Source organism: Nocardia alba NBRC 108234, assembly GCF_001612665.1.
In the GTDB taxonomy this organism is placed as follows: Bacteria; Actinomycetota; Actinomycetes; order Mycobacteriales; family Mycobacteriaceae; genus Nocardia; species Nocardia alba.
Window position 1 is genome coordinate 100,546 of the sequence record NZ_BDAX01000016.1, and the last position, 20,112, is coordinate 120,657.

The 20,112-nt window shown below is 68.9% G+C and carries 17 protein-coding genes and 1 pseudogene; 9 read left to right on the forward strand and 9 right to left on the reverse strand.

Going from position 1 to position 20,112, the window contains the following annotated elements; all coding sequences use genetic code 11:
* The first annotated feature begins 45 nt into the window (after positions 1-45).
* The 5 genes from alaS to NA12_RS18245 all read left to right on the forward strand — a co-directional run bounded on the left by alaS (position 46) and on the right by NA12_RS18245 (position 6,318).
* Complete coding sequence (gene alaS, locus NA12_RS18225; protein ID WP_067452285.1) at positions 46-2,709, forward strand: alanine--tRNA ligase; 2,664 nt, start codon at positions 46-48, stop codon at positions 2,707-2,709.
* Complete coding sequence (gene ruvX, locus NA12_RS18230) at positions 2,709-3,269, forward strand: Holliday junction resolvase RuvX (RefSeq protein WP_067452288.1); 561 nt, start codon at positions 2,709-2,711, stop codon at positions 3,267-3,269. Before alaS ends, ruvX begins: the two co-directional genes overlap by 1 nt.
* Positions 3,266-4,792 carry an endolytic transglycosylase MltG gene (locus NA12_RS18235; protein WP_067452291.1) on the forward strand — a complete coding sequence of 509 codons (1,527 nt, stop codon included), beginning with the start codon at positions 3,266-3,268 and terminating at the stop codon, positions 4,790-4,792. The genes ruvX and NA12_RS18235 overlap by 4 nt, the downstream gene beginning before the upstream one ends.
* Position 4,793: 1 nt before the next feature.
* Positions 4,794-5,612 (forward strand): shikimate dehydrogenase, encoded by an 819-nt coding sequence (locus NA12_RS18240; protein ID WP_067452294.1) that lies wholly within the window; start codon positions 4,794-4,796, stop codon positions 5,610-5,612.
* Between the two features lie 262 nt (positions 5,613-5,874).
* A complete protein-coding gene (locus NA12_RS18245) occupies positions 5,875-6,318 on the forward strand; it encodes a B-4DMT family transporter (RefSeq protein ID WP_067452507.1) in 444 nt (147 codons plus the stop codon).
* A 90-nt stretch (positions 6,319-6,408) separates the two neighbouring features.
* Here NA12_RS18245 and aroB read toward each other — a convergent pair whose 3' ends face one another.
* The 4 genes and pseudogenes from aroB to NA12_RS18265 form a co-directional block, all read right to left on the reverse strand.
* The gene (gene aroB, locus NA12_RS18250; protein WP_067452297.1) at positions 6,409-7,527 is read right to left on the reverse strand and encodes a 3-dehydroquinate synthase; all 1,119 of its coding nucleotides are present in this window, start codon (positions 7,525-7,527) and stop codon (positions 6,409-6,411) included.
* A gap of 671 nt (positions 7,528-8,198) precedes the next feature.
* Positions 8,199-8,954, reverse strand: a pseudogene (locus tag NA12_RS34690) (shikimate kinase); the annotation flags it as partial.
* Positions 8,955-9,010: 56 nt separating this feature from the next.
* On the reverse strand, positions 9,011-10,219 hold the full coding sequence (gene aroC / locus NA12_RS18260) for a chorismate synthase (protein WP_067452509.1): 1,209 nt from the start codon (positions 10,217-10,219) through the stop codon (positions 9,011-9,013).
* Positions 10,220-10,401: 182 nt separating this feature from the next.
* The gene (locus NA12_RS18265; protein ID WP_067452302.1) at positions 10,402-10,869 is read right to left on the reverse strand and encodes a prepilin peptidase; all 468 of its coding nucleotides are present in this window, start codon (positions 10,867-10,869) and stop codon (positions 10,402-10,404) included.
* Positions 10,870-11,030: 161 nt separating this feature from the next.
* On the opposite strand from NA12_RS18265, the gene NA12_RS18270 reads away from it, so the two are divergent.
* The 4 genes from NA12_RS18270 (at position 11,031) to NA12_RS18285 (ending at position 13,570) form a co-directional block, all read left to right on the forward strand.
* The gene (locus tag NA12_RS18270) at positions 11,031-12,152 is read left to right on the forward strand and encodes a M24 family metallopeptidase (RefSeq protein ID WP_067452305.1); all 1,122 of its coding nucleotides are present in this window, start codon (positions 11,031-11,033) and stop codon (positions 12,150-12,152) included.
* 63 nt (positions 12,153-12,215) lie between these two features.
* Positions 12,216-12,779 (forward strand): elongation factor P, encoded by a 564-nt coding sequence (gene efp, locus NA12_RS18275; RefSeq protein ID WP_067452307.1) that lies wholly within the window; start codon positions 12,216-12,218, stop codon positions 12,777-12,779.
* 2 nt (positions 12,780-12,781) lie between these two features.
* Positions 12,782-13,300 carry a transcription antitermination factor NusB gene (gene nusB / locus NA12_RS18280; protein WP_067452310.1) on the forward strand — a complete coding sequence of 173 codons (519 nt, stop codon included), beginning with the start codon at positions 12,782-12,784 and terminating at the stop codon, positions 13,298-13,300.
* Between the two features lie 3 nt (positions 13,301-13,303).
* A complete protein-coding gene (locus NA12_RS18285) occupies positions 13,304-13,570 on the forward strand; it encodes a YciI family protein (protein WP_067452313.1) in 267 nt (88 codons plus the stop codon).
* Positions 13,571-13,782: 212 nt separating this feature from the next.
* Here NA12_RS18285 and NA12_RS18290 read toward each other — a convergent pair whose 3' ends face one another.
* The 5 genes from NA12_RS18290 to NA12_RS18310 form a co-directional block, all read right to left on the reverse strand.
* The gene (locus NA12_RS18290) at positions 13,783-16,020 is read right to left on the reverse strand and encodes an NERD domain-containing protein (protein WP_084472879.1); all 2,238 of its coding nucleotides are present in this window, start codon (positions 16,018-16,020) and stop codon (positions 13,783-13,785) included.
* A 111-nt stretch (positions 16,021-16,131) separates the two neighbouring features.
* Positions 16,132-17,325, reverse strand: coding sequence for a serpin family protein (locus NA12_RS18295; protein WP_067452319.1), 1,194 nt, complete (start codon positions 17,323-17,325; stop codon positions 16,132-16,134).
* Between the two features lie 222 nt (positions 17,326-17,547).
* A complete protein-coding gene (locus tag NA12_RS18300) occupies positions 17,548-18,171 on the reverse strand; it encodes an alpha-ketoglutarate-dependent dioxygenase AlkB (RefSeq protein ID WP_067452323.1) in 624 nt (207 codons plus the stop codon).
* A 118-nt stretch (positions 18,172-18,289) separates the two neighbouring features.
* The gene (locus NA12_RS18305) at positions 18,290-18,961 is read right to left on the reverse strand and encodes an HD domain-containing protein (RefSeq protein ID WP_243654973.1); all 672 of its coding nucleotides are present in this window, start codon (positions 18,959-18,961) and stop codon (positions 18,290-18,292) included.
* 94 nt (positions 18,962-19,055) lie between these two features.
* The gene (locus tag NA12_RS18310; RefSeq protein ID WP_067452329.1) at positions 19,056-20,021 is read right to left on the reverse strand and encodes a quinone oxidoreductase family protein; all 966 of its coding nucleotides are present in this window, start codon (positions 20,019-20,021) and stop codon (positions 19,056-19,058) included.
* Positions 20,022-20,112 lie beyond the last annotated feature (91 nt).

Sequence of the window (20,112 nt, forward strand, 5' to 3'; positions counted from 1 at the left end):
GGTCGATGAAAAAGCACCCGCACCGGCCCGGTAGGCTGGGTATTTGTGCAGACCCACGAGATTCGACGACGGTTCCTGGACCATTTCGTCCGTGCCGGACACACCGAGGTCGGAAGTGCTTCGCTGATCCTGGCCGACCCCAACCTGTTGTTCGTCAATGCGGGCATGGTCCAGTTCGTTCCGTATTTCCTCGGTCAGCAGACCCCCCCGTACGCCACCGCGACCAGCGTGCAGAAGTGCGTGCGCACCCTCGATATCGAGAATGTCGGCATCACCACTCGCCACAACACGTTCTTCCAGATGGCGGGCAACTTCAGCTTCGGCGACTACTTCAAGCGTGAGGCCATCAAGCTGGCCTGGACGCTGCTCACCGACAGTGTCGAAGACGGCGGCTACGGCTTCGACCCCGAGCGCCTGTGGGTCACCGTCTATCTCGACGACGACGAGGCCGAGCGGATGTGGCTCGAGCTCGGCGTGCCCACCGACCGTATCCAGCGTCGCGGCATGGCCGACAACTACTGGTCGATGGGCATTCCCGGCCCGTGTGGCCCGTGTTCGGAGATCTACTACGACCGCGGCCCCGAGTACGGCGTCGAGGGCGGCCCCGAGGCCGACGAGGACCGCTACATCGAGATCTGGAATCTCGTGTTCATGCAGAACGAGCGTGGCGCGGGCATCGGCAAGGACAACTTCGAGATCCTGGGCCCACTGCCCAAGCAGAACATCGACACCGGCATGGGCGTCGAGCGCGTCGCGTTCCTGCTCCAAGGCGTGGACAACGTCTACGAGACCGACCTCATGCGTCCGATCATCGACAAGGCCCAAGAACTCACCGGGCGCTCCTACGGCGTCGAGCACACCGACGACGTGCGTTTCCGCGTGATCGCCGACCACGCCCGCACCGCCGCGATGCTCATCGCCGACGGCGTGAACCCCGGCAACGACGGCCGCGGGTACGTCCTGCGCCGCCTGCTGCGCCGCATCGTGCGTTCGGCGCGCCTGCTCGGCGCCGAGAAGCCGGTGATGGCCGAGCTGATCAAGGTCGTCACCGATCTGATGGCGCCGTCCTATCCCGAACTGGCCACCGACTTCTCGCGCATCGAGACCGTGTCGGTCGGCGAGGAGACGGCGTTCCTCAAGACCCTCAACACCGGCGAGACCCTGTTCGACAACGCGGCCACCGCGGTGAAGTCCAAGGGCGGCAAGCAGATCACCGGTTCCGACGCGTTCGCGCTGCACGACACCTACGGCTTCCCGATCGACCTCACCCTCGAAATGGCCGCGGAGGCAGGCCTTTCCGTCGACGAGGACGGTTTCCGCTCGCTGATGGCCGAGCAGCGCAAGCGTGCCAAGGACGATGCCCAGGCCCGCAAGCACGCGCACGCCGACCTCACCGTCTACAAGGAACTGGTCGACCGCGGCGCCACCGAGTTCACCGGCTTCGACGAGCTGACCTCCGAGGCCACCGTGCTGGCCCTGATCGCCGACGGCGTGCGCGTCCCGGCGGCCACGGCAGGCCACGACATCGAGGTCATCCTCGATCGCAGCCCGATGTACGCCGAGTCGGGCGGTCAGATCGCCGACCGCGGCACCATCACCGCCTCGGGTCTGAAGCTGCAGGTCAACGACGTGCAGAAGATCGCCAAGAAGGTGTGGGTGCACAAGGCCACCGTCGAGTCGGGACAGATCACCGAGGGCGATGTCGTGCTCGCGCAGGCGGATCCGGCCTGGCGTCGCGGTGCCACCCAGGGCCATTCCGGCACGCACATGGTGCACGCCGCGCTGCGTCAGATCCTCGGTCCCAACGCCGTCCAGGCCGGTTCGCTGAACAAGCCGGGCTATCTGCGTTTCGACTTCAACTGGCAGGGTTCGCTGTCGGATCAGCAGAAGGCCGATATAGAGGCAGTGTCCAATGACGCTGTCGGCGCGGACTTCCCGGTGAACACCTTCGTCACCGATCTGACCGACGCCAAGAAGATGGGCGCGATGGCGCTGTTCGGCGAGAACTACGGCGACGAGGTGCGCGTCGTGGAGATCGGCGGCCGGTTCTCGATGGAGCTGTGCGGCGGCACCCACGTGGAGCACTCCTCACAGATCGGCCCGATCACCCTGCTGGGTGAGGCCTCGGTCGGTTCCGGGGTGCGTCGCGTCGAGGCCTTCGTCGGCCTCGACTCCTACAAGTACCTCGCCAAGGAACGCGCGCTGCTGGCCGGTGTCGCGTCGTCGCTGAAGGTGCCCTCCGACGAGGTGCCCGGTCGCGTGGAGCAGCTCGTGGAGCGGCTCAAGGTGGCCGAGAAGGAGTTGGAGCGCACCAAGATCGCCGCGGTGCTGTCCTCGGCGGGCACGTTCGCCGAGCAGGCCGAGCGGGTCGGCGGGGTGCGTCTGGTGGCCGCCGCGGCGCCCGAGGGCGTGTCGGCCGGCGACCTGCGGACGCTGGCCACCGATATTCGTGGCCGCCTCGGCAGCGAGCCCGCGGTGGTCGTGCTGCTCGGCAGTGTCGAGGGCAAGGCGCCGTTCGTGGTGACCGTGAACAAGGCCGCCCAGGATCTCGGCGTGAAGTCGGGTGATCTGGTCGCGGCCTTCGGGCCGAGTATCGCCGGGCGCGGTGGCGGCAAGCCGGAGATGGCGCAGGGCGCGGGCTCGGATCCGTCGGGCATCCCGGCCGGTTTGACCGCGGTCCGTGCCCGGGTGGCCGAACTCGCCGGCTGATGACAACCCCTGGTTCGTCCAGCGAGGAATCCGCCGACCGTCCCGACCCGAACACCGACCCGGGTCGGGGCCGTCGGATCGCGATCGACGTCGGTAGCGTGCGCGTCGGAGTCGCCTCGAGCGACCCCGACGGCATCCTCGCCACTCCCGTCGAGACCGTCGCGCGTGCCAAATCCGGTGGGCGTGCGGGTCCACCCACGGATATCGCGAGAATTGCCGACATTGTGCGGGAATACGAAGCGGTCGAGGTGATCATCGGTCTGCCACGCACGTTGCGCGGCGAAAACGGCACCGCGGCCGCGATCGCGCGTAAGTTTGCCAAGCAGTTGCGTCGGGTGATCGACCCGATTCCGGTCCGCCTTTCCGACGAACGTTTGACTACGGTATCTGCTGCACGTGCGCTGCGCGACAGTGGAGTTCGCGCACGTGGCCAGCGGCAGATGATCGATCAGGCGGCAGCCGTGTCGATTCTGCAAGGATGGTTGGACGAGCGGAGTTCGGTGTTGAAGGACTGCTTGAGAGATTCAGCAGACACGGCGAGGGTCGGAGACGATGCATGACCGACCGATGGGCCAGAGCCGAGGAACGCTATCGGGCTCGGGAAGCTGATCGGCGCTACCCCCGCCGCGACGACTGGGGGCTCGATGCCCGCACGGCGCGCGAGGACGTGGCGCCCGATCGCGGCGAGTGGGACGAGGACGGCACCGACGTCATCCCGCGCTACGAGGACGAGGTCTACGACAACCAGGCCGTGGACGACCGTCCCGCGCCGGAACCAGAGCCGGAGCCGGCCCCCCCGCCGCGCCGGGTCGGGCAACGCGCCGCACCGGCCGAACGTGGTCGCCCGCGCGCGGGGGCCGGTCCCGCGAAACCGTCGGGTCGGAACAGGCAGTCGGGACGCGCCAAATCGCGGATCGCCTCGCGTAAGGCGGCCGAACGCAAGAAACGGCGCCGCAATATGTGGGTGATCGCGGCCGTGTTCGTCGTGCTGGTCGTCTCCGCCGCCGGATTCGCCGGGTACAAACTGATGGGCAGCCTCGCGCCCGCCGAGGATTTCGCGGGCCCGCCCGGCGAACTCGTGGTGGTCCAGGTGCATTCCGGGGACACCGCCATCCAGATCGCCGACACCATGAAGGACAAGGGTGTCGTCGCCAGCTCGGAAGCGTTCTACGAAGCGGCCGTGCGCAATTCGAACATGAACAGCGTGCAGCCCGGTTTCTACGCGGTCCAGAAGAACAGCCCCGCCGCCCACGCGGTCACCTCGCTGGTGTCGAAGAGCTCGCGCGTCGGCAACGTGGTGATCTCGGAGGGGCGTCAGCTGCACACTCGGCGCGATGTCCACACCGGCGCTCCCACGGAGGGCATCTACACCAAGATCGCCGCCGCGAGTTGCCTCGGAGCGGGCTCGGCCGCGAAGTGCGTCACCTACGAGCAGCTCGATGCCGCGGGCGCCAGTGCCGACCTGGCCGCGCTCGGGGTGCCCGACTGGGCCAAGGCGGCGGTCGCGGCCGCACCGGACCGGCGCAGGCAGCTCGACGGGTTGATCTCCGCGGGCACTCTGGATTTCGATCCCACCGGTGGTGCGGTGCAGATCCTGCGGCAGTTGATCACCGCGAGTGCGACGCTGTACGAGTCCACCGGGCTGTTGCGTTCGGGCGCCGAAACCCAGCTCAACCCGTACCAGACGTTGATCGCGGCGTCGCTGGTCGAACGCGAGGCGCTGGCGCCGGACATGCCGAAGGTCGCGCGGGTCATCGTCAACCGGCTGCGGATCGACCAGCCGTTGCAGTTCGACTCGACGGTGAACTACTCGCTGGAGGAAACCGAGGTCGCCACCACCGACGCCGACCGCAACACCGTGACGCCGTGGAACACCTACGCGATGTCGGGCCTGCCCGCCAACCCGATCTCCGCGCCCTCGCTCAAAGCCCTGCAGGCGATGGAGAATCCGGAGCCGGGGAAGTGGCTGTACTTCGTCACGATCGACAAGAAGGGCACCACGCTGTTCACCGAGAGCTATTCCGAGCACCTGCGCAATATCGTGAAGGCCGAGCAGAGCGGCATTCTCGACAGTGGGCGCTGAGATGAGCCGTCGGGCCGCTGTGCTCGGTCAGCCGATCGCGCATTCGCGCTCACCCCAGCTGCACCTGGCCGCCTACCGCGCACTGGGCCTGGACTGGAGCTACGAGCGGATCGAATGCGATGCCGCGCGACTGCCCGGGCTCGTCGGTGAGCTGGGCCCGGAGTGGGTCGGGCTGTCGGTGACCATGCCGGGCAAGGAGGCGGCGCTGGCGGTGGCCGCCGAGCGCACCGAACGCGCGGTGCTGGTCGGCTCGGCCAACACCCTCGTGCGCACCGATGCCGGATGGTCGGCGGACTGCACCGATGTCGACGGCGTCCTCGGTGCGCTGCGCGGTGGTGGCGTCTCGACGATCGACGAGGCCGTGGTGCTCGGTGCGGGCGCAACCGCGAGGCCCGCGTTGCTGGCCCTGTCCGAGCTCGGGGCGACGAAGGTCACGGTGATCGCCCGTGACGCCGGGCGGGCGCGCGGCGCACTGGAATTGGCCGACCGGCTCGGTATGCGGGCTACGACCGTCGCGCTCGAGGCGGAGCAGGTGCGCGTGGCGTGTGGGTCCGCCGGTGCGGTGGTGAGCACTGTGCCCGCCGAGGCCGCCGCGGTGATCGCGTCGGCGGTAGCCGTGGCGCCGGTCGTGCTCGACGCTATCTACAACCCGTGGCCGACCCCGCTGGCGTCCGCGGTCGAGGCCGCGGGGCACACGGTGGTCAGTGGACTGCAGATGTTGCTGAATCAGGCCTATGGACAGGTCGAACTGTTCACCGGTCGGCCCGCGCCGAGGGCGGCGATGGCTGCCGCGCTGGAACAAGCCCTTCCACGGCAGTAGACGCCGGGCTCGGCGACCACCGCCGAGTGCTACCGCGCGTCTGGTGCCGGTCTTCGGTCCGGACAACCGGCATCCTCGGCGGCGGCGAAGCGCAGCGGCTGTCGCCGGCACGCGGAGAGCTGCTGCGGCTGTCACGGAAACGCTGGTCGTGGCGTGCCGATCCGTAGGCGGGTCGGGGCTCGATGGTGCCGGTTTCTCGGCGCGTTCGACCGATCCGCCGAATTGACACCGGTTCTAGTTTTGTCCCGCTAAGGTGTTCCTCATGACCGCTTGGGTGTTACGAGCCACCATCCTCGGCGCGCTGGTCGTCGCCCTGCGCGTCCTGCTCGGCGTCGCCATGGCCGCCTGGCCTACTTACGGCACTTTCTGGCGCGCGGCGTGCCTGCTCGTCATCGTCGGCGTCGTTGTCACCTGGGCCGTGCGAGACGGCCGTACGGGCACCGACAACCTCACCGTCCGCTGGTTGGCCGCCGGGTTCGCCGCGGGCCTGGCCAGCTCGGCCGTGTGCTGGGTGCTCGACCAGGTGCCCGGAATCGAACTCGGCGACGCCGGGATCCTCTACGAGCTCACCTCCGCGGCATCGTTCATCCTGCTGCTGATCTTCTTGCCCGCGCTGGTGGGTGTCGCCTTCGGTCTGTCCCGCTCGGGCCGTTCCGACGAATCCGCGACAGGTGCGGAGCAACCGGAACTCGCCACCACGAGCTGAGCGGAATCGTTCTCTCCGGCAACGGAACAGCCGCGAGACTGCCCGCCCCCGACATGATGTCGGGGCACAGGCAGCCAGCGGACCCTGATCTCAGAGCATGATCGGCGACGCGCCGGGGGTGGTGTCGCGGGCGATGGCCGAGTAGGCGGCGGCCAGCAGCGACGGATCGGGCCCTTCGAGGCGGCCGGGCTTGGCCAGGCCGTCCAGGATCACGAAACGCAACACACCCGAACGGGTCTTCTTGTCGGTTTGCATCGCGTCCATCAGATGGGGCAGGGCGTCGCCGTCGTAGGAGACGGGCAGGCCCACGCTCTCCAGGATGGTGCGGTGCCGATCGGCGGTGGCGTCGTCGAGACGGCCGGCCAGGCGGCCGAGTTCAGCGGCGAACACCAGGCCGACGGACACCGCCGCGCCGTGACGCCAGCGGTAGCGCTCGCGGCGCTCGACGGCATGGCCGAGGGTGTGGCCGTAGTTCAGGATCTCGCGCAGGCTCGATTCCTTGAGGTCGGCGGCGACCACATCGGCCTTGACCTGGATGGCGCGGCGGATCAGTTCGGGCAGCACGTCGCCGGTGGGGTCGAGGGCGGCCTCGGGGTCGGCTTCGATGAGGTCGAGGATCACCGGGTCGGCGATGAAACCGGCCTTGATGATCTCGGCCATGCCCGCCACGATCTCGTTGCGCGGCACCGTTTCCAGGGTCGCGAGGTCGACCAGCACGGCGCTGGGCTCGTGGAAGCTACCGACGAGGTTCTTGCCCGCCTCGGTGTTGATGCCGGTCTTGCCGCCGACCGCCGCGTCGACCATCGCCAGCAGCGTGGTCGGCACGTGCACGATGCGCACCCCGCGCATCCAGGTGGCGGCGACGAAGCCGGCCAGGTCGGTGGCGGCGCCGCCACCGAGACTCACGATGGCGTCGTTGCGGGTCAGGCCGATCCGGCCGAGCACCTCCCAGCAGAAACCGGCCACGGCCAGTTCCTTGCCGTCCTCGGCGTCGGGGATCTCGATGCGATGCGCGTCGATTCCGGTGTCGGCCAGTGCTTTACGCACCGCCTCGGCGGTTTCGGCCAGCGGCGGCTGATGGAAGATCGCCACTGTCCGCACGGCATTGCCCGCGTTGACCGCTTCGACGAGATCGCCGAGCAGCCCGCGGCCGATGATCACCGGGTACGGGTCGGCGGTGCGAACCTGGATGATGTTCGGCTCTGTCACGTGCGCTGCTCCGATTCTTTCTGGTCAGTGTTATTGCGTCGTCCGCCGCGTCGGCGCGGCTGTGCGCGTCGCCGGCGTTCGTCGGCGTTCGTCCCACGGTCGGCGTCGCCGGGTGGTCCATTGCGCTGCACCTGTTGCGGTGCCTTCGTCCGGTTGTCCGCCGAAGGGTCGGAGGTAGCCGGGCCCGAGGGGCCGGCGGGTTCGCCGCCCTGGCCCGCCCGACCCGGTGCGCCTGCCTCGCGGCTGGCCGCCCGCCTGCTGCGCCCGACGGCGCGACTGTTCGCCGAGGTTCCCGCGACCGCGCCGCGCCCGCCTGCTCGACCACCGGGAGCCGCGCGGCTACCCGTCCGACCAACGGCACCGGCATTGCGGTTGCCCGCGTCGGTGGTGCCGTTGCCCGGCTGGCTGTCGGTGGCACTCGCGCGGCCCGCTGATCTCGCGCTCGCGCGACTCTCCGGGTTCTCGGCCACCGCGTTGCCCGTTTCCCGGGTGGCGGCGCTGGTTGCCGACCTGATCCGCGCACTGCCCCGGCGCGACCTGTTGCGTCGGGACCGTCGACCGGCCGTCGTACGCGACTCGCCCTGCGTCGCATTCGTCGGGCGAGCGGCGCCGGTGGTGTCCTCGACTGTCGCCCGCTCGGTCACCGATTGAGTTGCGCCCGAATGGTTCCGGTCATCCGGACCGTCGCGGCGTTCCACTGCCGCTATTCCCGACTGGTCGGCACCGCTTCGGCGCGCGGCGGCGGCACGTGCCCTGGCGCGTCGCCGGTTCTTGGACCGATTGCTGCCCGTACCGGGCCTGCCGGTGACCGAACCCGAAGCGGGCGAGGTGTTCGCGATGGTGGCACGCGCGGGTTGCGGATCGCTGCGCACCGACTCGAGACCGAGCTTGGTGAGGATCATCCGCACCACCCGGCCCGGGCTTCGCCCGTCGGTCCGCACGCGCACGGAGGCGATCTCGCGGTAGAGCGGGCGACGCTCGCGCATCAGGTCCCGATATTTGGCGGCCGGGTCGACACCGTTGAGCAGTGGCCGGGTACTGCTGGCACCGGTACGCCGAACCCCTTCGGACACACTGATTTCCAGGTAGACGACGAGAGCGTCCCGCAGCAGATCCCTGGTCCGTGCCGACAGCACCGAACCACCGCCGAGGGAGACCACGCCGCCGTGCTCGAGCACGGCGCTGCGCACCACGGCTTCCTCGATCCGACGGAATTCCGCTTCACCGTCGGTGGCGAAGATATCGGGAATCGTGCGACCGGTCTCGGCCTCGATCCCCGCGTCGGTGTCGTAGAGCTCCACCCCGAGTTCCCTGGCCAGCTTGCGACCGATGGTCGACTTGCCCGAACCGGGCAGCCCGACCAGCACCACGCGTGCCGATGGTGCGGTCCGGTCGTCGCCGGTGTCAGGAGCTCCGGGCTCGACGATCGCCGGTGAGGGGTCCGCGTCGCTCTCCGGCGCGGACCCCTCCTGCTCCTGCTCGGTCACGGGATACGGCTGTCCGCGGGCACGTGTGGGCGGCTACCGATCCGCTTGACGTAACTGGTGATGTTGTCGACGGTCTCGGCCAGCGAGTCGCCGCCGAACTTCTCCAGCGCGGCCTGCGCCAGCACCAGCGCCACCATCGACTCGGCGACCACGGCCGCCGCGGGCACCGCGCACACGTCGGAGCGCTGGTGGATGGCGACGGCTTCCTCACCGCTGGACATATCCACCGTCGACAGCGCGCGCGGCACGGTCGAGATCGGTTTCATCGCGGCGCGCACCCGCAGTGCTTCGCCGTTGGTCATGCCGCCTTCGAGCCCGCCCGCGCGGTTGGTCGAGCGCAGCACGCCGTCGGGGCCGGGACGCATCTCGTCGTGCGCGAGACTGCCGCGGCGGCGCGCGGTCTCGAACCCGTCGCCCACCTCGACGCCCTTGATCGCCTGGATGCCCATGAGGGCGGCGGCCAGGCGCGAATCCAGGCGCTGCTCGCCGCTGACGAACGAGCCGAGCCCGATGGGCAGGCCGTCCACGATCACCTCGACGACCCCACCGAGGGTGTCGCCGTCCTTCTTGGCCGCTTCGATCTCGGCGATCATCGCGGCCTCGGCCTCGGCGTCGAACGCCCGCACCGGGCTGGCGTCGATCGCGTCGAGGTCGGCGGGGCCCGGCGTGACGCCGGTGGTATTGGCGGCGGCGCCGATCGAGACCACGTGCGAGATGACCTCGACACCGAAGGCCTGACGCAGGAAGTTGCGCGCGAGTGTGCCCGCGGCGACCCGGGCCGCGGTCTCGCGCGCGCTGGCGCGCTCGAGCACCGGGCGGGCATCGTCGAAGCCGTACTTGAGCATCCCGGAGTAGTCGGCGTGACCGGGACGCGGGCGCGTGAGCGGCGCGTTGCGCGCCATTCCGGCGAGTTCGGTCTCATCGATCGGATCGGCCGACATCACTTCGGTCCACTTGGGCCACTCGGAGTTGGCGATCTCGATCGCGACCGGACCGCCCATGGTGCGGCCATGGCGGACGCCACCGACCAGGGTGACCTTGTCGGCCTCGAATTTCATCCGGGCGCCGCGCCCGTAACCGAGCCGACGGCGGGCGAGCTGTGCGGAGACATCGTCCGATGTCACCTCGACTCCGGCGACCATCCCTTCCAGGAGGGCGACGAGAGCGGGACCATGGGATTCTCCGGCAGTTATCCAGCGCAACACGCCGACCATCTTCCCATGTCGACACGTGTAGTCGGGAACGCGGGCCGACGTGACAACCGGCACGTTGCCGCCGAGCCGGGCCGCGCGGTGGCGGCCACCGCCCCGATCCGGCCGATCCGGCCTGCTGCGGACCCCCGAGGACACCCCGTCGCCGAGATCGTCTCGGCGCGTCGCGCCGCCGTTCATGCCAGCGCCATCGCGGTCACCGTGGCCAGGCACATCGCGGGGCCGTGCGGCACCGAACGCGGTGCCGCACGCACCCGCTGCGAACCACGGCCGAGCACCGTACGCAGCCGAGCACCGCCGAGCAGCATCACCGCGGCCGCGGCGGTGAGCAGTGGCGCGGCCACCGCGGCCCACACCCAGGCCGGCGGTCCGGCGATCGCCGCGGCGGCCCCGAGCGCCACCGCGAGCTTCACATCACCGGCCCCGAGGGCGGCCGGGGAGAGCAGGTGGGTGATCAGGTACGGCATCGTCAACAGCGCGGCACCGATCACCGCGGTCTCCAATTCCCCTGTCGAGCAGGCGAACAGGAACACCGCGGCCGCGCCGGCGCCGGTCAGCGCGTTGGGAAGACGGCGGGCATGGATGTCGATGACGCCCAGCAGCAGGCACCAAGCGATGAGGCAACAGAACGCGGCAGTGGTCATGGGAACGATCGTGCTGCGCCGCGACCGCCGAAAGCGGGCCGTATCCGAGAATGTGGATAACGTCCGCGCATGTGGACAACGCCGTATCCACCTCGCTCACCGACACGGAGTCCGGGCTGTCTCGTGCCGACGTGTCGTCCGCCGGGCGGTAGCGTTGACCCATGTGTGCTGACTTCACGGCTCCCGATTACGCGGCCCGGCGCGGTGCCCTGCGGAGCCTGCTGGTGGAAAACGGTGTCGACGCGTTGCTGGTGACCGACCTGGTCAACATCCGCTACCTGACCGGCTTCACCGGATCCAATGCCGTTGTGCTGGTGCACTCGTGGGATATGCGCGGCGCCGAGGACCGCACCATCATCGGTACCGACGGTCGGTACTCCGCTCAGGTCGCCGAACAGGTCCCCGATCTGCAGGCCGAGATCTGTCGGACCACCGCGCGCCGGGTGCTCGAGCTCACCGGGGAATGGCAGCTCGGTCGCGTCGGCTTCGAGAGCCATGTGGTGACCGTCGATCAGCACACCGCGTTCCAGGAGCTGCGCACCGGACTGCAACTCGTCCCCACCTCTGGCCTGGTCGAACAGCTGCGCATGGTCAAGGACGCCTATGAGGTCGACCAGCTGAGCGCGGCCTGCACCGCAGCCGACAAAGCGTTGGCGACTGTGCTCGAACGGGGCCTGCTGCGTCCGGGCCGCACCGAACGACAGGTCGCCCGCGACCTCGAATGGGCGATGTTCGAGCACGGCGCCGACGCGATCTCCTTCGAGACGATCGTCGCCGCCGGCGCCAACTCGGCCATCCCGCATCACCGCCCGACCGGGGCCGTCCTGGCCACCGGTGACTTCGTGAAGTTCGATTTCGGCGCGGTGGTCAACGGCTACCACTCCGACATGACCCGCACCCTGGTGCTCGGCGCCCCCGCCGACTGGCAGCGCGAGATCTACGAACTGGTCGCCCGCTCGCAGCGCGCGGGCACCGAGGCACTCGAGCCCGGCGCGCAGACCAGTCAGGTCGACGCGGCGGCCCGGACGATCATCGACGACGCGGGGTACGGCCCACAGTTCGTGCACGGTCTCGGGCACGGCGTCGGGCTGCAGATCCATGAAGCACCCGGAGTGGCGAAAACCAGTACCGGTACACTGCTGGCTGGTGTGGCGGTGACCGTCGAACCTGGTGTATACCTTCCCGGCCGCGGCGGGGTCCGGATCGAGGACACGCTCGTGGTGCGCGAGGCGGGCCCGGAACTGCTCACCCGCACCAGCAAGGATTTGATCATCGTCGACTGACGTCGGCGCGCAGAACGCAGTAAACCCAGTACTCAGTAATACGAACGAGGAGATCCGAGGACAGTGGCGGACACCAGCGACTTCAAGAACGGCCTTGTGCTGAAGATCGACGGTCAGCTTCAGCAGATCATCGAATTCCAGCACGTGAAGCCGGGCAAAGGCCCCGCGTTCGTGCGGACCAAGCTGAAGAACGTCGTGTCCGGCAAGGTCGTCGACAAGACCTTCAACGCGGGTGTCAAGGTCGAGACCGCGACCGTGGATCGTCGCGACATGACCTACCTGTACCACGACGGCACCGACTACATCTTCATGGACGGTGACACCTACGACCAGATCTCCATCCCGGAGGCCACCATCGGTGACGGTGCCCGCTTCCTGCTGGAGAACATGGGCGTGCAGGTCGCGGTGCACGAGGACGCGCCGCTGTTCGTGGAGCTCCCCGTCACCATCGAGCTGGTCGTGCAGCACACCGACATCGGCCTGCAGGGCGACCGCTCCACCGGTGGCACCAAGCCCGCCACCCTGGAAACGGGCGCCGAGGTGGCCGTTCCGCTGTTCATCAACACCGGTGACAAGCTGAAAATCGACTCGCGCGACGGCAGCTACCTCGGCCGCGTCAACGGCTGATCGTGACCGACTCCCCGGCAGACAAGAAGGGCTCGTTCAAGAAGCTCGGCGCGCGCCACAAGGCGCGCCGCCGGGCCGTGGACCTGCTGTTCGAGGCGGAGGCGCGCGATGTCGACGTCTCCGAGCTGCTCTCCGATCGCGCCGATCTGGCGACCCGCGATCAGAGCGTGGCCCCCGTGCACGCCTACACGACGACTCTTGTCGAGGGCGTCGCCGATGACCTCGACCGGGTCGACGGCACCATCGAGGGCTACCTGCAGGACTGGACCCTGCAGCGGCTGCCCGCCGTCGATCGGGCCATTCTGCGGATCGCGGTGTGGGAACTGTTCCACGCCGTCGATGTGCCCCCGGTCGTCGCGGTCGACGAGGCCGTCGAGCTGGCCAAGGAACTGTCCACCGACGACTCCCCGTCGTTCGTGAACGGTGTGCTCGGCCAGGTCGTGCAGGTGGCGCCGCAGGTCCGCGCTGCCGCGGCCGCCACCGCGGCCACGAAGGCCGCCCGCGGCGAGTCGGAGTCCTGACGCGTGGCGCACAAGTACCTCGTGCTGGCCGAGCGCACCCCGAAGTTCGACGCCTCGGTGATCGAACCGCATCGCGGCTTCCTGCGGGAACTGCTCGCGCAGGGGCAACTCCAGGAGAGCGGCGGCTTCACCGACGGCACCGGTGGCGCCTATGTCGTTCTGGCCGAAAGCCTCACCGCCGCGATAACACTCGTCCACTCCGACCCGCTGCACACCACCGGCGCCTCGGACCTGACGATCTACGAATGGGAAATCACCGTTTCCGCGTGAAACTCGTTCTCGCAGCCGCACGTTCGCAGTGAACGTGCGGCTGTTGTCGTCCGCGGACCCGATCGGACGCCCGGAACGCGCCCGACGGCCTGCGCCGGTGGGTGTACGAGGAAACCGGCGCAGGCGCGACCCGCGCTGGGTAGGCGAGGTGTCGGGTGTGCTCGAGGCACGAGGTGATCCTGCTACCTCGAGTGCGCTCGAGGTCAAGCGGTTCAGCGGGGCGCGTGCACCAGCGGGGCGAGGAAGCCGGTGAGCTGGTTCCTCGAGGGTTGGCCGAGACGGCGGCCGAGGTAGTCGGGGGCATCGGCGGCAGCCCGGCACTGGTCCTGGTCGGTGTTCGCCGGATTGTCGGAATAGCGTTCGCCGAGCATGGTGGCCTTGGCGACCTCGCGGCCGGTGTGGAGTTCGTAGACGGCGATCTCGTAGGTAGCGCGGAAGAGATTGACCGTGCGCCCCACCGGCGCGCCAGGGGAGGGACCGTACTGACACGTCTGGACCAGATCACGCAATTCCAACTGCTTCATGCAGGCGATCAGCTGCACTGTCGACGGGTCGTTCGGGTTCCACGCGGTCGAATCGTTCGGGTGGACCATGGCCGTGAGGTCGCCGGACAGATAGATCGGACGGGCGCCGTCGCGCTCATAGGGCGCGGCGTTCGCGAACGGCTTCTTGTCCTCGCCGCACATCCGGTCGTAGTCCGACATCTCGAATCGGCTCGCCTGCACCGCTGTGATCGCGAAGAACCCGGCTCCGAACAGCGCGATGAACAGCAGCAACGCGACACCGGGTCCGACGCTCAGCCCCCGCCGGGGTGTACTGCGCTCCCGGACCGGCCGGTTGTGCCACCGCTCGAGCAGTGACGAACCGCTCCCGTGCCGCCACGACCGCAGCCTTTCCGACACGCTCGGCCGCCGCGCCGGCTGGTCGTGTTCGACCCACTCGGACCAGTGTTCCGAGTGCCGCTGGGGCATTTCGGGTTCCGGGGAACGATAGGCGGGTGCGACAGCGGGGGTGTATGCCCGCGCGGGGTTACTGCCCGATCCGGTCCCACGGTCGGACCCGACAGCGGCGACCGCGGCCGCGGCGCCGACCACGGCCGCCGCACCCAGCGCGGGACCCGAACCGGCAGTCGGGGTTTCGTCGGCGGCAGGTACTCCCGTGGCGACATACTCGTTGCTGGAGGGGTCTTCGCGGTGTTCGATGCCATCGGTCGGCGGATCGCCGATCGTGCCCGATTCATTCCCCGCGGCGGATTTGCTCAGCGAGACAGTGTATTCGGACTTGCCATCCGAGGGTTCGGCTACTTCACCGCGCGCGGGTGCGTCCAGGTCGATCGTGTCATCGTCGAAAGGCTCAGCGCGTGTTCCGCTTTCACTGCCCGTAGCGTTGTCGTCTGTGGTCGCCGCACGCTCGACGGGGTGCGTGGGTGGTTCGTCTTCGGCACTGTGGGCCGATGAAGTCCCGACCGTCGCCGCTTCGGCGGGTGCCGCGCCGGACCTCGGCTCGTCGAGTGGCCCGGACGTGGTGGCCGAGACCGAGGCGTCGTCCGGTTCGTCGGCCCGAGCGCTGGTGAATGCCGCACTCGGAGAAGATGATTCCACTACCTCTTCGGCGGCGGCAGGTACGGGGGTTTCCTCGCGACGAGTCGGCGCAGCGCTGCGATGGGAGAGCCTGTCGATCGCCGCGAGAAACGCGGGGGTGGCTGCCCGGGCCGAACCGGTCGCCGCCGCAGGGGAGTTCGGGGCACCCGCTGTCTCCGGCCCGGAGCCGAGCTCCACCGCGGTCGGGGCGAGCGGCCGGGAAGTGGCCGCCGGGTCGAGAGCGGCCGGAAAGCCCTGCGCCGTCAGCTCATCGGGGGCGGGTAATAGATGGCCCAGGTTCAACGCGCCGAACACCCGGGTGACGTCATCGATGCTGAGCCGGACCGTGCGCCCGCTCTCGGCCTGGAAATAGTCGTGCAGGGCGCCGACGTCGTCGCGATCGATCAGCACCGCACGGTATCCGTCGGCGATTCTGGATTCCTCGATGGTGATGTCGGCGCCGGGCTGGGCGACCAACGCGATCACCGCGTTCACCCAGCCGAAGATCCCGGACTGCTGAAGCAGACTCTTGGCCGCGAAGACCTGTCGACGCACCTGCACGAACGGGTTCGGCACCCGAGCGGCGTGATAGAGCGCGGCCGGTTCGCCGTCGATGGTCCACGGCCCGTTCGGGGGAGTGGCGAGGGTGCCTTCCTGCCGGGCGGTGAATCCCTTCACCTCCACGATGGTCACGCTCTGCGGCGTGCACACCAACGCGTCGACTTCGACCGCTCCGCCGCGGCTCTCCGGCATATGGCAGCGGAACACGGCAACCCCGCCCGCCCGAAACGCCTGGTCACGCAGTGCCGTGCCGACGAGCTGTTCCGCGCCTTCGAGTTCGCTCTCGTCCGCGACAACGACGATCACCACGACCCCCTGTGCACCTGACTGCGGACTTCCATCAGGATACGGCCTTTACCGGCCGTATCGAAACCGAATCCTGTTGCTGAGCAACGCCTTCGGCAATGTGAATTACCGATATCACCAGGGTGGCCCCGGTTTTCGCCCCGCCGCCGATGCGTCGGGGACCGACCGAACCCATTCCACCGGCGGCTTCGTGACCTGACCCGCCACCAGTACCAGCCCGGTCGGCCGATCCACCGCGAGGAATCCGAAGGGTCGGTCGATGTCCACCGAGGTGATCGTCGACCATGTCTTTTGCGGGAGACCGCCGCCGGGGGCCATGGCGACGGCGGTGACGGCAGCCGCCTCGAAGCCCGCCGCGTCGAATCGCGCCATGACATTCTGGCCCGCGGCGTCCAGAACGAGCGGTTCGGCGGCGAGCCCGTCGAAGTGGGAACCTGGATGGTCCATCGCGGTGGTCAACCCGAACAGTGGCGCGAGTCGCGTCAGGTCGTGCGCGTTGTCGATGTCGAAGGGCGGCAGCTTCAGGACGAACGCATCGCCACCGAAGGCCTCCAGTCGACTGACCGACAGGCAGGGTGCGGTGGTGCCGACCGGCAGGTCGGTTCGCGCGTCCGCGGTTCCGGCGAGCGCGGCGAGGCCGGTGGCGATGCCGTGGCGCGGGTCCGCTCCGACCAGCAGGTGCACATCGAGTTCCCCTGCGCCCCTGACGATCACCCGGGTGACATCGTCATCCAGCACCGACACGCTGCGGTCGGGAGAGCTCGTGCGGTACAGGCCGGTTCCCCGATGTCCCTGCCACGGACCGGTTTCCGGTGCGTAGCGGATCTCGTCGAACGGTTTCGCCCAGCGAGTGCGGGTTTGCAAGGCGGTGGCCAGCGCGAGCACGGTATCGGCGGTGATCGGCACCGGGAACTTCGTGATCAACCCCCGGGTCTGCTCCTGCGCCCACGCGTCCAGCGCCGCTCGATCACCCAGCTCACCGACCGTTCCCGTCGGCATGCTGCGAACCCAGTCCGCGCGCAGGGTGAACCCCGCCCGAAACCACACCCCGATCGCGGTCGACACCTCGCGCGAAGTATCCAGCGATTTCAGCATATCCAGCCCCGCCGCATGCGCTTGCTCGGCCACCACCCCCACCACCGCCGCGAGCTCATCCCGCGCCCGCCCCGACGCCGCCCCCGCCAATAGTGCGAGCAGCGGCCACAATCCGGCCCCGGATACCACCGCGTCGCCGTCCCCGAATGTCGCGCACCATCGCCCCGTCAGCGCATTCGACGCCCGCACGTGCGGCACAAGTGAACTCCCCATCCCCGGATCCTACGACCAGCCACCGACAGACCACCACGCCACCGAATTCCGTCGGCTCCGCACGACTCCCGCCGGACGCGACCCCGGCGCGTGGGCGGCGACGCACTGCTCCGCATGATCAGTTCCCGACTGTCGTGCTCGGAGCTGGTGTTACCCACAAGCCCGTGCGAATCACTCAGCAATGGAGGGTATTTCGACAGGGTGTCGAACGAGAGGGTTGGATCACCGGACGCCACGTGGACGGAACTGGATGCTGATGCGGGGCCCGACAGGGCGTGCGGTCTTGGGGACCGCGTGTTCCCAAGCGCGCTGGCACGCCCCGCCCATCACCAGAAGATCCCCGTGTCCGACGGTGAATCGTACGCTCGCGCCACCGCCGCGCGGTCGCAGCAGCAGCGAGCGTGGTGCGCCCACCGAGACGATCGCGACCATCGTGTCGTGGGTGGCGCCGCGGCCGATCGTGTCGCCGTGCCAGGCGACACTGTCACGGCCGTCGCGATAGAAACACAGCCCGGCCGTCCGGAACGGTTCACCGAGTTCGGACGCGTAATGCGTGGTCAGCGCCGTCCGCGCGTCGACCAGAATGTGATCGGGCAGTGGATCGTTCTCCCCGAAGAACGAGACGAGCCGTGGCACGTCGACCACCCGGTCGTACATCGGTCTGCGCTCGGCGTGCCACGGCACGCGCTCGGCCAGTCGATCGAACAGCTGACTCGCACCGCTCAACCAGCCCGGCAGCACATCGACCCAGCTGGACGGGTCCAGCTGGGTGCGCCGGATCGCCTCGATCGAACCCAGGGCAATCGCGTCACCGTCGAACAGTGAACCTTGCAGGGGCAGCGACATGAGCGCCAGTGTACAGCGTGTTCGAATGTATGTTCGATAGATGAACCGTGGCGCGGGGTGTCGCCGCCGAGGTCCGCCGAGTCGCTGCCGGTCGACAGGCAGCGATCGCGCGGCAGGCTCAGTCCTGCCAGCCGCTCGTATCGAGAACCGTGTCCCAGGTGAAGGGCACCAATTCCGGATGGCGCAGCCGGAGGATCTCGCCCGGCAACGAGCCCGGCGGAGCCTTGCGCGGATCGGCGACCGCCTGACGTTCGATGATGTCGGTGAGGGCCCGTGTGCCGCCGAGGCGCGGATAGGAGGTGTGGACCAGGTCCGCGAAACCTACGGGCAGATCGTCGGGGCCACCACCGACGTCGATGCCGATGCCGGTGACCGCGATCCAGATGGCGGCGGGGCGGCGGCGCCGGTACACGGGTGAGTCGCTGAGACCGGTCGTGTGTGCGGCGATGGCATCCCAGAGGATGTCGACGCGTTCATCGTGGATGCCCTGCGCTTCGAGGAACTCGGCCGCGAAATCCGCACCGTCGATCTCGAATCGCCGTGTGCCTTCGGCGCGTTCGGAGAGGCCGATATCGTGCAGCGCGCAGATGAGGTACATGAGCTCCTCGTCGTAGTCCGTACCGGGCCGCAGGCCGCGGGCCGCGGCATGGGCGCGCCCGAACAGGAATCCGCGAATGCTGTGATGGCGCACCGTCGCTGCGAGTGCCTCGTTGATCAGTCTGTGAGTTTCGATCGCGAGTGGTGTGGCCGGTAGGGCGAGTGAGTCCATACCGAATGTGGTCTGTGACATGAGGTTTGCTCCCATCGGTGCGCCCGGGTCGCGTGACGTCCACCAACCTTCAGGCTGACTGAAGCATACCCGGAGTTTCAATGGGGCTGAAGGTTTAAGGGGTCAGTAGAACGGTGCCGAATGCGAGCCGGTCCTCCAGCATTCGATGCGCCCGCGCGGCGTCGGCGAGCGGGAGAACCGAATCGATCACCGGTGTCAGCAGGCCCTGCGCAGCCGCCGTCAGTGCCGCCGACCGCTGCCCGGCGACTTCGCCCAGCCAGGCGGTGCCCGCGCAGCCGGTGAGCGTGAGCCCGCGCAGGATCAGGTCGGTGACGCTCAGCTGTGCGGGCGCGCCGTCGAGCCAGCCGTAGCTGAGGACGCGGCCGCGCAGTGGGGTGATCAGGTCGAGCAGCGGCGTCAGCGATTCGCTCCCGATGGAATCGAAGACGACGTCGACGGTGCTGTCGCCGAGGAGGCCGGCCAGCCGGTCGGCCCAGTCGGGTGCGGTGTGATCGAGCACCTCGTGCGCGCCGTTGTCGCGGGCGAGCCGGGCCTTCCGCTGCCCACCCGCGGTGCCGATGACGCGCGCGCCCGCGGCGGCGCACAGTTGGGTGAGGCAGGCGCCGACCCCGGTCGCGGCCGCCTCGATCAGGACGGTCTCGCCCGCGGTGACGGCCGCGGTCCGCGTCAGTGCCAGCGCCACCGACCCCGGCATCTGGATCGCGGCGGCGTGCTCGACGGTCAGCTCGGCGGGGATCACTGTCACCGAATCGGCTTCGGCGACAACGAGTTCGGCATAGGCGCCGAAACCGTTGGTCGAGGCAACCACCCGTGCGCCGAGCAATGCCCGATCGACGCCAGCCCCGATATCGGTCACCGTGCCCGCCGCCTGGAATCCGAAGACCTCGGGCAGCGGCGCGGGAAAGGGGAACGCGCCTGCCCGAACCTTGGTCTCCGGGTAGAGCACCGGTACCGCCTCGGCTCGCAGGACGACCTGTCCGTCCGCCGGATGCGGGGCGCCGATCTCGCGTGGCACCAGCACGTCGGGTGCGCCGGTCTCGGTCATTACGATTGCCTGCATCAGAACTCCATAAGTTGACTGTTGGTCCAGATATCTCGAACGATATGGACCGTCGGTCAACTTGTCAACGGATCGGCAGGTGCCGAGAAAG

What these genes read in the sequence shown, in the direction of transcription:
- ruvX (WP_067452288.1), top strand. Translation starts at nt 2,709, where the DNA reads ATGACAACCCCTGGTTCGTCCAGCGAGGAATCCGCCGACCGTCCCGAC.
- NA12_RS18235 (WP_067452291.1), top strand. Translation starts at nt 3,266, where the DNA reads ATGACCGACCGATGGGCCAGAGCCGAGGAACGCTATCGGGCTCGGGAA.
- NA12_RS18240 (WP_067452294.1), top strand. Translation starts at nt 4,794, where the DNA reads ATGAGCCGTCGGGCCGCTGTGCTCGGTCAGCCGATCGCGCATTCGCGC.
- NA12_RS18245 (WP_067452507.1), top strand. Translation starts at nt 5,875, where the DNA reads ATGACCGCTTGGGTGTTACGAGCCACCATCCTCGGCGCGCTGGTCGTC.
- NA12_RS18265 (WP_067452302.1), bottom strand. Translation starts at nt 10,869, where the DNA reads ATGACCACTGCCGCGTTCTGTTGCCTCATCGCTTGGTGCCTGCTGCTG.
- NA12_RS18270 (WP_067452305.1), top strand. Translation starts at nt 11,031, where the DNA reads ATGTGTGCTGACTTCACGGCTCCCGATTACGCGGCCCGGCGCGGTGCC.
- NA12_RS18295 (WP_067452319.1), bottom strand. Translation starts at nt 17,325, where the DNA reads ATGGGGAGTTCACTTGTGCCGCACGTGCGGGCGTCGAATGCGCTGACG.
- NA12_RS18300 (WP_067452323.1), bottom strand. Translation starts at nt 18,171, where the DNA reads ATGTCGCTGCCCCTGCAAGGTTCACTGTTCGACGGTGACGCGATTGCC.
- NA12_RS18305 (WP_243654973.1), bottom strand. Translation starts at nt 18,961, where the DNA reads ATGTCACAGACCACATTCGGTATGGACTCACTCGCCCTACCGGCCACA.
- NA12_RS18310 (WP_067452329.1), bottom strand. Translation starts at nt 20,021, where the DNA reads ATGCAGGCAATCGTAATGACCGAGACCGGCGCACCCGACGTGCTGGTG.